Origin of the sequence: Gynurincola endophyticus, assembly GCF_003991195.1 — a bacterium.
Taxonomy (GTDB): domain Bacteria; phylum Bacteroidota; class Bacteroidia; order Chitinophagales; family Chitinophagaceae; genus Gynurincola; species Gynurincola endophyticus.
Genome location: NZ_RCWL01000005.1, coordinates 20,914 through 33,217 on the forward strand (window position 1 = coordinate 20,914; position 12,304 = coordinate 33,217).

The window sequence follows — 12,304 nt, forward strand, 5'->3', positions numbered from 1 at the left end:
TGAAGAAGTATTACTGTTTTATACAAAAATACTTAAGCTTTATATTATTAAAAAGGAGAGTGAAGTAATTCCACTCTCCTTTTTTAATTATTTCTCCATCAGGCTGAATATGGTTTCAAAGTCTGAAAGATTTTTCTCATAACCTCTCATATATCCGGTTGATTTATATCTGAAGTTTCCGTTTTTGTCAACAAATACCTTACAAGGAATTGCTGAAATCTGAAACTGGTTTACATAATTACCGCTGATGTCATTTAATATCAAAAAGTTCAAATTCTTCGATTCCATTAATTTTTTCGCACTGGCAATCACTTCTGCTTCTTTTTTACCATCTTCCATTGTTAATACAAACAAGAATTGAACAGTTGTATCAGCTTTGGCAAAATGTTCTTGCAGTTGTGCCATCTCCGGGAATGATGCAATACAAGGCCCGCACCAGGTAGCCCAAAAGTCAATCATTAATTTTTTACCTTTATACTGATCCATATTAAATGGATTGCCATCTAAGTCTGTTAGCTGAAATTTGGGCGCAGGAATATTGGTAAAATGCGCTGAAATATTTTCGCGTGATTTTTCTTTAACTTCAGTAGTCAGTGACTCTTGTAACGAAGCCCAGGTAACTCCCGGTACAGCATTTTCATTCAGTTTGCTTTCTAACGTTTTATCAATGTCTTCATCAGAAAACGATTTTACTTTCATCTCTTTCCATAAGTCAACCGCTTCTTTAATTTTGTTATCGGCTATTAATAAATTGAAATAGCTATTTCCATATGCATAGTAAGCTAATGCATCGTTTTTGCTGATCGACCCGAAAATCAAATAAGCAGAATCTGCCTGATTTTGCTTTGCAAAAATCTTAGCTTTTTTTACTTTGTTGTAGTCTGCATCACTTAATTTGCTTTTCTGAGATTTGTAATAATCCTCTACCGCAACACGTTTGAAATCTCCTTCTGATTGATCAGACACAATACTGTTTAAAAGAGTAATATCTTTTGCTGTCAGTTTATAAGATGGTTCAGTTAGCTTGTCAACGATTTGTGATTGAATACTATTGGTAAAACCTTTGTCCTGGAAATATTTTGTATAGCTTAATGCCTGTTCGGTTTTGCCTTCATTGAGTAAACCGATAGCTGTATAATAAGCAAGGTTTTGAGTAACACCTTTTCCGGTATACGGATCAGCCGTCAATGTGTCCAGATATTTCTGAAACAGATCTGTTTTTTCTTTTGCTGTTGGCAGTGAATATAAATCCCATACCAAATCACTTGCCGTATTAGAGGCAGGTTGATATTCTTTTATTTTAGCTGCTAATACTTCATTCTTAGAACTATCGCCTAATGTTTTGTAATAGTTTTTTACTTTAAAGGCATCTGCTTCTGATAAATCGGTTGCTTCAGCGATCGTATTTAATAGTGACAGCTCATAAGCGGTATCTACTTTTTCTCTTACTGAAAGATAAGTGTTGTAGTACTTGATTAAATCTTGTGTTGTATATGCACTTTTATTCTTGTCGTATGTTTTTTTTAGATCAGCCAGTAAGCCCGGTGAAAATCCGTATTCATTCCAGTAGTAAGAATTTCTTCTGGTAGTACTGATCAGGTAAAGTTCTGAATTGGCTAATTCTTTTCCGTCTTTGTAAAGTGTAAAGCCATATCCTTTTCCTTTGTTATCATCGATCTTGTTTTTGTCGAGAAGATACATATAAATGGCAAGCGAACTATCAGGAACCGTAAACTCACCAACAAAGCTGTTATCTTTTTTTTGAAGTAATACATCGATTGCCGTATCCTTCAACTCTGTTGCTCCGATGGCATATACGTAGGCGTATACATTTTCTGCATCAGACAGCGTGGTTTGTTTTAAGGGGATGTTGATCGTAACATTTTGCCCGGCTTCCGGTTTGGATGGGGTCGTCTTAATATTACCATCACTATTACATGCCATCATGCATAGAGAAAGTGATAATAATCCTAAAAAGTAATTTCTCATGTTTGTTTTAGTTTGGTAACTCTAAGATAACCAAATTTTTAATGAGGATAGTGGGGAGAATTACTGATCAAGGTCAGTTGATGGCAAATAGGCATGTAGTTATCAATAAGCAGTTATAACATCCGGCAATCTTCGTATCAGTGTAATGTGGAGTAATAGGGGTTAAAAAAAACTGCTCAGTATACTGAGCAGTTTTAGATATTATTAGAAGTCTAAACCAAATGAGAAATGCAGTAACGGTTTTCCTTTGAAGAAACCATCCATTTCCCAACCGGCGTCTAATTTCAGGAAATAACCGAGTAAAGTACTTCTTACACCAAAACCGTATCCTCCTACGAACGGACCAATACCGCCCGGTCTGATTCGAACAGCTACCAAGTCATCACCCGGATTGGTATACATAATATAAGGACGCTCGATTTTGCTATAACTGCCATTCCATGCAGTACCTAAATCGATAAATTGAGTTAGCTGGAAGTTTCTTACAAACGCGTTATTGATCGGACGATCTAACAGTGTCTGGAAGACAGGTAATCTGAATTCACTATTAATAACAAGGGCATTATTACCATTGCCGACGTTCTGACGGTGTCCGCGCATATTTACAGCTAAAGATTGAAACGCATAATCAGAACCCTGCGGTTGCGGATATGTATTGTATTTTGGACCAATCCATCCGTCCATACCACCCAGGTAATAAATCATTTTCTGGTTACCCCAGCTGAAATCACCTGCAGCTCTTAATGCATAAATAAAGGTTCTGTAAATCGGCTTGTAGTAACGCGCATCAAACCCGAAATTGAAGCTTAATTTACCTCTCTGAATATCCGGAGAACTATTTAATACATCAGGTTTCGATACCTGAGTCATTACATCCATATAGGCTTTATAGCGTAAGCCGTTTAAGATGTTATTGGCTTTAATAACGGCATCATCATAAACATATTCCAATTTGGTTAACAGGAAATTTTGTTTATTAAAATCACCTTGTTTAAGGGTGATATCCTGTCCGTATGCACCTTTAACGGAGGTTCTGTCCATTCTGATTCCGGTAGATAACCTCAATGATCTTACCTTATCAAATGGATATTTCACCACTACCTGGTACAGGTTTGTGAATTGTTTACCTTCAAACATAGTAGTGGTACCGCCAACTCCGGTTACTGAACCTTGTTGTGTTTGGCGATAGTATACCAATGAATAATCGAAACGGTGTTTCAGATAGTCGATTCTTCCGAACCATTCGCCTCCACCATTGAATAATGATTGTGTAGATGGTACGAATACGCCTACACCTCCACCACCGATAGAAGCACCTGCACCTCCGCCGCCGCCAAAAATTGGTAAACGAAGGGCTCCGGTAAATTTGAGATCTTCAAACAGATCTACTACCGTTGCTTTCAACATCCCGTTAAAGCCACTGTTATTTTGCAGATTAATCGGCAGTGATCCGGTGAATACCTGATATCTGTTTACCAGCACATCATTATTGAAACCGGCAGTAATATTGTCGGTAGAAAACTTAAATCTATAGTCGAATCGTTTTGCAGATTTTAATACGTAGTTAGGATCATCAAGACTTACCTTATCGTTGCCGAAATTGTTAAATTCAGCACGCGGTGTTACCACAGCATTGTTGACAGGCGGTTTAGCGGTATCGGTTACCGGTTTTGCTGCGGCCGGTTCAAATTCTGTTTCAAAGCCAAAGTCGTTAGACACGGCTTTTTTAGGCGCCAGTACCTTTCGGCCGGTATTCACCTGTTTGGCAGCCATCTGCTGTTTACGGAACAGTGTCGGCGCCGGATTGATATTTCTTCTTTCAAGTGCACGTTCGTCTACTTTTAATTTGTAGAGGAACTTTAAATTTCCTTCCTGACGCACTTCACTCACCAGGCCTTGTTCACCAGCAATTTTAGTTTCCAGCAAACTACTTTGATAATTGGTGATTGGGAAGGTATAGGCAGAGTCGCGTGTTACGCTGTATACATACACAGAGTCTGGCATTTCTTTGCCCCAGGTTTTAAGTGTAGCGGCTATTTCCGCATCGTCTGCATTGCGAAGCACTTCATCTCCGATAACGTAAACGGTGTCTACCCCGGCATTTTCAGAATTGAAAAATCCGGCATACCTGTTGGCGATACCGTTTTCATTACTGACAAAGGTGAAGTGGGTGGTATTATATTGAACCGGAGAACGTGCATTTCCCCAGGTCATTTTAGTCAATTGGGTGATTTGTCTGAAGTCAGACTTATTTGAATAGTCTGCTAAAAAGATATTAAAAGGAGCAACTTTTGAAACAGTATCTCCACCGGCGGCATAAGGATCGGGACGGTTAGAAGCGAAAATAATTCCCTGTTTGTTGGGGAATGCTACAAAACTAGGATCTACATCTGCATAAGCGTCATTGGTCACCTGTTCGTAAGTGTCTTTTTCTATATCGTAGATAAAAATATCCGACTGGCCATTCTTCACTGCACTCATCAGCAGCGTATTGTTATTGAGCATGAACTTCACGTCCTGAATCTGCTCAAACTGCGTTAATACCTGTTTTACCTTTTTGTATCTGCCCACTACATCGTATACAAATAGTTTTATCTTACCTTCTTCCCAATAAATACAAGCCAGCAGGGCTCCTTTCGGATCCCAGGCTAATAACGGATAGTTAGGATTGATTTCGTGTGAAGCAGTTCTGACACCGTATTTCAATAAAACTCTTCTGTCGATCATATCTTCCCATAAAACTACCTGATTTTTACCCTTGATGTATTCTACTACGGCATAAGTCTGAGACCGGGCGATAGGATTGGGTGCGAAGCGGATATAATCTCTTGTTTTAGAAGTTTCTTCAGTGATGGAGATGGTTCCTTTAGGGAAGTTTTTTCTTCCTTTCAGGTCAGCATAATACTTTTCAGTAGTCTGCTGCATGAATTCATCTAAAAGTGTTTTATACTTTTTCTTGGTAATTCTGAGTGATGCGTTATTGATATTTTTGTAAGCGCGGGCCAGATAGAGGAAGTAAGTAACATTTTCCGGTTTGTAGGTATCGGAGATATATTTCCAGAATGCCTGGCCGGCCAGTAAGGGTCTTTCGTAAGCAAAATGATAAAAGTTTTTATACTCGCCGCTCAATAGAGCTGACTTTAATTCGTCGTCTTTTTCGGCGGTCCAACCTTCACCTATGTAACGGATGTAACCGTCAGTCATCCATTTAGGTAAATCGAGTAGTGCCTGATTGGCTGCGAACTCACCGAGATCGTCACCAAAAAGCAGATTGTCGACTAATACGCGGGCAATTCCTTCTCTGATCTGGCGACGCAGGGCTTCGTGATCAGACGTGAAGTAAACAATGATTTTATTGTTGACGAGTTTGGTGATACCTCCGGGCGATTGCCAGTCGTTACCTAATCCGATATTAGATTGTTCGTATTCGTTATACGAATTGTAGACAATGATATTAGCTCGTCGTTGAAGGGCGTATTCCACTTTTCTTTCAACATCTTCCAATTCTGCTTCGGCAGTTTGAATAATGAAATTGGCAATAGTTTTACCATTTTCGTAGAAATAAACATTGAAATTATCAGACTGATAATTTTCCCATTTAAACTTTCTGAACTGCACGCGGTTTTTACCGAATTCTACTGCATTTACCTGGGCGTTTAATTGATTGAAAAGCATAAACACCGCCAGTGTTAGCAGCAAAGATTTAGCAGATGGCGAAATTCGTTGAAATGTCATATCCTCACTTTATGTTTTAAAGTTAAAACAATCCTGCGTACCTTTAAAATTAAATAAGCAGTACCGAATATGTTAGAGGTCAAAAAATTCACTTTTAATCCCATTCAGGAAAATACCTATGTGGTTTATGAGCCACAGGGGGTATGTTGTATTATCGATCCGGGTTGTTATTTTGACCACGAGTGCAATCAATTAAAAGATTTTATCAATTCGAATGATCTGGAGCCTAAATATTTGTTAAATACCCATTGTCATCTCGATCACGTATTCGGAAACAAATTTGTAGCAGACACTTTCGGCCTGTCGCTGCACCTGCACCCGAATGAAAAGATCATGTTAGAGAATGCTCCGGTTTCCGGACAAAAATGGGGCCTTCCCTTTGAAAACTATGAAGGGCCATTAGAATTTATCGATGAAAAAGATCAGATCATCATCGGAAATGAGGCCTTAGACATCTTGTTTTTACCCGGTCATGCACCCGGTCATCTTGGATTTTACTCTAAAACGAATGGTTTTATCGTGAGTGGAGATGTATTGTTCGAGCGTAGTATCGGGAGAACCGATCTGCCGTTAGGAGATTATGATACGCTGATCAATAGCATCAAAACAAGTATGTTTGAATTACCCGATGATACCATTGTGTATCCCGGCCACGGAAATTTTACTACAATCGGGGTTGAGAAAAAACAAAACCCTTTCTTGTCATAAGATACTAAATTTTTATGAATTTTCCAACATAGGGGAGCTTTGACAGCTCCTTTTTTTCTACCTTGAAAATCAAGAAAGTAAATACTCCGATTAATAGAAAAGCACTGGAAAAATAAATGATATTAAAGGTGGCGGTTCCTTTTTCGAACGGCCATATGATCAGTTCGTGAATCGCATACAGGAGGCTAACGATAACGATATAGGCAATCAGTTTTTTGGTAGCATAAGGAACCGGATAGTGTTTTTGCCCCATGCGGTAACAAACAATCATCATGAATGCATAGCAAATAAAAGTAGCCCAGGCCGCACCATAATAGTAGAAATGCGGCACCAGTGCAAAGTTCAGTACAATGGTGATGGCTGCTCCGGCAAGGGTAATCCATGCGCCGGTCATGTTACGGTCGAGCAATTTATACCATATCGAAAGGTTATAATAAATTCCCAGAAAAATACTGGCCATTGAAAGAATCGGTACGATTTGCAAACCCTGGGCATATTCCGGATGTTTGTTAGCGATCAGTACTTTCCATACTTCAAGAAACATCACCACGCCGAGAAACATAAAACAACAGGCAATTACAAAAAACTTCATCACACGGGCGTATGTTCTCTGAGCGCCTTCATGTTTCGACTGATTGAAGAAGTAAGGCTCTGCTGCCATTCTGAAAATCTGAATGAAAATGGTAATAAGTACGGCCAGCTTGTAGTTTGCTCCGAATACACCCAGTTCAAAATCTTTCACTTCAGTAGGTACATTTCTTACTTTCAGATAAATTAAACGGCTGATCATTTCATTGATCATTCCTCCAAAACCAACAATTACCAGCGGATAAGAATAATGAAGTACTTTTTTCCACAGTTCTTTGTCAAACTCCCAGCGGAAATCTAAAAATTCTTTATAAAGCAACGGAATCGTTAAAAAAGAAGCAATCATATTGGCGAGGAAGAAATAACCAATACCAATAGTGGGGTCAAAAAACTGACCTAAAATGGAATACGGATTTTCTTCATAAGCCGGTTTGGCTACATAATAGAAGAAAATAATGATTGCTACGTTGATGACGATAGAAAACATATTGATGAACGCATATTTTCTCGGCTTTTCTTCCTGGCGCAACCTTACCATCGGAATGGTACAAATCGTGTCAAAGAATAAAATACCGATCATCCAGTTTACATACTGAGGATGTGCATCCAATTCGAGAAAGTGGGTAATATCCTGCCTGAAAATCCAGAGAATCAAACTGAATAAAATAGTGCTGCAGACAATCGAAATCAGTAAGGTATTATAAAGTTTTTTTTGCGGGTAAGTAGTGGCAAAACGAAAATAGGAGGTTTCAAGACCATAAGTAAACAGGATGTTAAAGAAAGGAATCAGCGCATAAATCAGCGTAAAAGGGGCACTGCCACTTGGGTCAAAAAGACTAAATCCTAGTAAACTAACGCCAAAGCTCAGAAATTTACTAAATATTCTAGGTACTCCATACCAAAGTGTTTGCCCTGCTAATTTCTTAATACTCAATTATGATCCGTTTAGATTTGCCAAAAATATAAAACGCAATATTGCCTCAAAAATCCTTTTCTATATGTTAATACTTATAAAAAAATAATTTCAATCACATTAACTTTCTGAATTCTTGGGATATTTGCGTTAAAGGTACACCATTCAGTGAATTGAACGAGGTACATTCATTAACAGGAAAATTAAAACTTTTTATGAAAAGATTTATACTCCCTCTATTCTCTATTCTGACATTATCCCTTACTTCAGTAAATGCTTTTGCACAAAGCAATGCCATGGAAGGCAAAGTTACACACAGTAAATCTTCTAAAGTGGCAGCAGTAATTGAATTTCCTTATTCAGTAGAAGAGGTACAACAGGCAATTAAAAATATGATGGCTGAGAAAGGCCAGAAACCTGACAAATCGAAAGAATTTCTTGTTTTCAGAAATGCTACATTACAGTCGCACGCCAATGAATTACATGACCTTCATTTTAAGGTAGAAAAGAAAGGCCGCAAAGACAAAAACGCGAGTCTTGTGTACCTGGTAGTAGGGCGTCCTTCAGAAAATATTGCTTTAAGAACAGAATCTGACCGTCATAAGCTGGAAGAAGGAAAAGAATTACTGAACAGTATATTGCCATACGTTGAAAAACATCATTTGAATGTGCAGATCAATACACAGTCTACCGGTTTGGATAAAATGAAAAAATCTTTAAAAGGATTAGAATCAGGTCAGCTTGACAATGAAAAAAAATTAAAGCAATTGCAGGATAAAATTGCTAAAAATAAACAGGATCAGGAAAAACTGAGAGCTGAAATTACACGTGAAGAAGAGGTATTGAATGCCATGAAAGGCCGTCAGACCAATTAACAGCACTTAGTCATCTAAACGAAATTTGCGGCGCTCTGCTTTTACAGTGGAGCGCTTTTTTTTGCTTTCCAGTTTCCTTTCTTTAGAGGCAACCGAAGGTTTGGTGGCGATACGGGTTTTCTTTTTCTTTAAGCTATTGATCAGCAGTTTTTCAAGTTTTTGTTCTGCCTCCCACTTATTTGCATGCTGCGACCGGTGAACCTGGGCTTTCACAATTAATATACCTTCTTTTGTTAGTTTGGAGCTAAGGTTCTTCTGTAACAAGTCGATTTGCCCGGGTGAAAAATCAGGATTATTGACGATTGGCAGATGTGCCTCCACCTGTGTTTCTACTTTGTTCACATTCTGGCCACCTTTGCCTCCGCTTCTGGAGGTCATAAAACGTATGTTATCTTTCCAATTTATAGGGAGCATATTACAAATTTAGTATCTTTCAAGCATTGAACTAATAATAAATCAGGTATGAGAGCGGTGATTCAAAGGGTTACTTCGGCTAAAGTGGAGGTGGAAGGACAGATAGTGGCTGAAATACAAGCCGGTTTATTGATCCTGTTTGGTGTTTCAACGGATGATGTGGAAACGGATATTCCCTGGCTGAGTAATAAAATTGTAAACCTCCGGATTTTTAATGATGCAGCAGGAGTAATGAACCAGTCTGTTCTTGATGCAGCAGGGGATATTATCCTGGTTTCTCAATTTACTTTACATGCGTCCACTAAAAAAGGTAACCGCCCTTCGTATATACGCGCAGCGCGGCCCGAAAAGGCAATTCCCTTATATGAAAAAATGATAGCGCAGCTGCGCACAGATCTTAAAAAAGAAATTGGTACCGGTATTTTTGGTGCGGATATGCAAGTGAGCCTGACGAATGACGGTCCGGTTACAATAATTATTGATACCGAAAATAAAGAGTAATGGAAAAAGAAATTACACTGCAGCAAGCACAGGAAAGGGTGGATCACTGGATCAAAACCGTTGGAGTTAAATATTTCGGCGAACTGACGAATATGACGATTTTGATGGAAGAAGTGGGTGAGCTGGCGAGGTTGATGTCAAGAACTTATGGTGAACAATCATTTAAAGAGTCTGATAAAAATCGCGAACTCGGAGATGAAATGGCCGACGTATTATGGGTATTGATCTGCCTGGCGAATCAAACCGGTGTGAATTTAACAGACGCTTTATTAAAAAACTTTGAGAAAAAGCAAATTCGCGACAAAGATCGTCATCAACAGAACGAAAAGCTTAAGAAATAGCCAACGCATAAATCATTTAACTATTATCTTTGTGTCCTTATGGCAACAGATTCAAACAAGTTTCAAGCAATCATTTCACATAGTAAAGAATACGGGTTTATTTTCCCGAGTAGTGAAATTTACGATGGACTCAGCGCTGTATATGATTATGGCCAGTGGGGCAGTGAATTGAAGAAAAATATTCGTGATTATTGGTGGAAAAGTATGACACAGATGCACGAAAATATAGTTGGGATTGATGCAGCTATATTTATGCATCCGACTACCTGGAAAGCGAGTGGTCACGTAGACAACTTCAATGATCCGATGATCGACAATAAAGACAGTAAAAAAAGATACAGAGTAGATCATTTGATTGAAGCTTTTGCCGACGAGTTAGAGAAAGCCGGTAAAAAAGAAGCAGCGGATGCGCTTATTCAGGAAATGGAAAGCCTGTTAGGTGCAGATGATATGGCCGGGTTAAAATCAATGATTGAAAAACATAATATGAAGTGCAGTGTCAGCGGCACTTGTAACTGGACGGATGTTCGCCAGTTCAATCTGATGTTTTCAACACAACTAGGTTCTGTTTCGGAAGATAGTAATGAAATTTACCTGCGTCCTGAAACGGCACAAGGTATTTTTGTTAATTTTCTGAATGTTCAGAAAACCGGTAGAATGAAAATACCATTTGGTATTGCTCAAACCGGTAAGGCGTTTCGTAATGAAATTGTTGCCCGCCAGTTTATATTCCGCATGCGCGAATTTGAGCAAATGGAAATGCAGTTTTTTATCCGTCCCGGAACAGAAGGTGAGTGGTATGAGTACTGGAAAGCAGAACGCATGAAGTGGCACCTGAGTTTAGGAATTGCTGCTGAGCGTTACCGTTTTCACGACCATGCTAAATTAGCTCACTACGCAAAAGCGGCGTGTGATATTGAATTTGAATTTCCGATCGGTTTTAAAGAAGTGGAAGGTATCCACTCAAGAGGTGATTTTGATTTAAGTCAACATCAGAAGTTTAGCAAGAAAAAAATGCAATACTTTGATGCAGAAATTAATCAAAACTATGTACCTTATGTGATAGAAACCTCCATAGGCCTTGATCGTACGGTGATGATGGTGATGAGTGAGGCGTATTGCGAAGAGGACCTGAGTACTGCTGAAAAACAAGACAGCCGGGTGGTATTAAAATTTCCTGCGAAGCTGGCTCCTGTTAAACTGGCTGTATTGCCACTTACAAAGAAGGACGGATTACCGGAAATTGCCCGCGAAATCATGGACAACTGTAAGCCGCATTTCCGTTGTTTTTATGAGGAAAAAGACGCTATTGGTAAACGTTACCGCAGAATGGATGCAATCGGAACTCCTTTTTGTGTAACAGTTGATCATCAAACTAAAGAGGATCAGACAGTTACGATTCGATATCGGGATACAATGCAGCAAGAAAGAATTCCGATAGAAAAGATAAAAGCGATTATTTTAAGTGAAATATTTTAAGTAGTTTTATAGGTGTTTACCCCTATACTCGACCTGGAATAAAGAATTTGGTAATAAAAAAGGTGCCGCTGCGTTATTAATAAGTCAGTAATCTCAGTTGGCACTCAAATCCAACGTTTAAAATCCAGCATATGCTTCAAACATCAGTTACCCTTTCAGTATTCAATGTGTTGATTGGAATAGGGATTGCGATTGCGCTTGTTTTATGGTTATGGAATTTAAAAACAAAGGCATTGAAAAAGAGGATAGTTTCTTTAGAAAGAGAAATGCTATCGAATCACGCTGAAATATTAGAGTTGAAAAAGGAAAAGACGAAACTAGAGTTATTATTGAAAAAAGAAAACCCATCGATCTTTACCAAAGAGGGAAAAGTCATTGAATCAGCACTAAAATCAATATAGGCAAAGAAAAAATTTACACTTAATAAAAAAGGTTCTCCAGCTGGAGAACCTTTTTTAATATCTGACAGGCAATCGTTACCGCTAAATTAGCGGTAATTTTTTATTCTTTCAATTTTTTTCTTTTGCTTTCGTATTGTAATTATTTGTTATCTCTTCTTGGAGTTTAACTTTTTATAAATCTGCCTTTTTTATTGCAGCCCGATAGATATGTTAATTATTTTAATTTGTTTTTTAGTTTGCAACTAATTGATTTTGAATAAATTTATTTTATTTGGATTTTTCTTTTATTCTGATTAGTTATAAAAGAAACTATATAGCGTTTAAAAAAATATCTAAAAAAGATTTTCCTGAAAGGGATAC

10 protein-coding genes are annotated in these 12,304 nt (G+C 38.2%); 6 read left to right on the plus strand and 4 right to left on the minus strand.

Translation table 11 applies throughout. From position 1 onward, the window contains the following. Positions 1-87: 87 nt before the first annotated feature. Positions 88-1,989 (minus strand): TlpA family protein disulfide reductase, encoded by a 1,902-nt coding sequence (locus D9O48_RS10620; RefSeq protein ID WP_126972955.1) that lies wholly within the window; start codon positions 1,987-1,989, stop codon positions 88-90. Positions 1,990-2,193: 204 nt separating this feature from the next. Then, positions 2,194-5,724, minus strand: coding sequence for a hypothetical protein (locus tag D9O48_RS10625; RefSeq protein ID WP_233589233.1), 3,531 nt, complete (start codon positions 5,722-5,724; stop codon positions 2,194-2,196). A 69-nt stretch (positions 5,725-5,793) separates the two neighbouring features. Here D9O48_RS10625 and D9O48_RS10630 point away from each other — a divergent pair, with 69 nt between their 5' ends. Continuing rightward, positions 5,794-6,432, plus strand: a complete 639-nt coding sequence (locus D9O48_RS10630; protein ID WP_126972956.1) for an MBL fold metallo-hydrolase — start codon at positions 5,794-5,796, stop codon at positions 6,430-6,432. A gap of 4 nt (positions 6,433-6,436) precedes the next feature. Here D9O48_RS10630 and D9O48_RS10635 read toward each other — a convergent pair whose 3' ends face one another. Beyond that, on the minus strand, positions 6,437-7,954 hold the full coding sequence (locus tag D9O48_RS10635; protein ID WP_126972957.1) for an oligosaccharide flippase family protein: 1,518 nt from the start codon (positions 7,952-7,954) through the stop codon (positions 6,437-6,439). A 194-nt stretch (positions 7,955-8,148) separates the two neighbouring features. On the opposite strand from D9O48_RS10635, the gene D9O48_RS10640 reads away from it, so the two are divergent. Then, complete coding sequence (locus D9O48_RS10640) at positions 8,149-8,808, plus strand: hypothetical protein (protein ID WP_126972958.1); 660 nt, start codon at positions 8,149-8,151, stop codon at positions 8,806-8,808. A gap of 6 nt (positions 8,809-8,814) precedes the next feature. Here the strand turns inward: D9O48_RS10640 and arfB are convergent, their stop codons facing one another. After that, entirely contained in the window at positions 8,815-9,222 is a 408-nt protein-coding gene (arfB, locus tag D9O48_RS10645) for an alternative ribosome rescue aminoacyl-tRNA hydrolase ArfB (protein ID WP_126972959.1), read from the minus strand. A 48-nt stretch (positions 9,223-9,270) separates the two neighbouring features. Here arfB and dtd point away from each other — a divergent pair, with 48 nt between their 5' ends. From dtd to D9O48_RS10665, 4 genes are all read left to right on the plus strand, one after another. Continuing rightward, positions 9,271-9,723: a D-aminoacyl-tRNA deacylase gene (gene dtd / locus D9O48_RS10650; RefSeq protein ID WP_126972960.1), complete on the plus strand. Its 453-nt coding sequence runs from the start codon at positions 9,271-9,273 to the stop codon at positions 9,721-9,723. Further along, positions 9,723-10,064 (plus strand): nucleotide pyrophosphohydrolase, encoded by a 342-nt coding sequence (locus tag D9O48_RS10655; RefSeq protein WP_126972961.1) that lies wholly within the window; start codon positions 9,723-9,725, stop codon positions 10,062-10,064. Before dtd ends, D9O48_RS10655 begins: the two co-directional genes overlap by 1 nt. Before the next feature lie 39 nt (positions 10,065-10,103). Beyond that, complete coding sequence (locus D9O48_RS10660) at positions 10,104-11,543, plus strand: glycine--tRNA ligase (RefSeq protein ID WP_126972962.1); 1,440 nt, start codon at positions 10,104-10,106, stop codon at positions 11,541-11,543. Between the two features lie 131 nt (positions 11,544-11,674). Continuing rightward, on the plus strand, positions 11,675-11,944 hold the full coding sequence (locus tag D9O48_RS10665; protein WP_126972963.1) for a hypothetical protein: 270 nt from the start codon (positions 11,675-11,677) through the stop codon (positions 11,942-11,944). Positions 11,945-12,304: the final 360 nt, after the last annotated feature.

Bases quoted from the DNA above. Each gene is read 5' to 3' on its own strand.
- D9O48_RS10640 (WP_126972958.1), top strand. From the start codon at position 8,149: ATGAAAAGATTTATACTCCCTCTATTCTCTATTCTGACATTATCCCTT.
- dtd (WP_126972960.1), top strand. From the start codon at position 9,271: ATGAGAGCGGTGATTCAAAGGGTTACTTCGGCTAAAGTGGAGGTGGAA.
- D9O48_RS10625 (WP_233589233.1), bottom strand. From the start codon at position 5,724: ATGACATTTCAACGAATTTCGCCATCTGCTAAATCTTTGCTGCTAACA.
- arfB (WP_126972959.1), bottom strand. From the start codon at position 9,222: ATGCTCCCTATAAATTGGAAAGATAACATACGTTTTATGACCTCCAGA.
- D9O48_RS10660 (WP_126972962.1), top strand. From the start codon at position 10,104: ATGGCAACAGATTCAAACAAGTTTCAAGCAATCATTTCACATAGTAAA.
- D9O48_RS10665 (WP_126972963.1), top strand. From the start codon at position 11,675: ATGCTTCAAACATCAGTTACCCTTTCAGTATTCAATGTGTTGATTGGA.
- D9O48_RS10620 (WP_126972955.1), bottom strand. From the start codon at position 1,989: ATGAGAAATTACTTTTTAGGATTATTATCACTTTCTCTATGCATGATG.
- D9O48_RS10655 (WP_126972961.1), top strand. From the start codon at position 9,723: ATGGAAAAAGAAATTACACTGCAGCAAGCACAGGAAAGGGTGGATCAC.
- D9O48_RS10630 (WP_126972956.1), top strand. From the start codon at position 5,794: ATGTTAGAGGTCAAAAAATTCACTTTTAATCCCATTCAGGAAAATACC.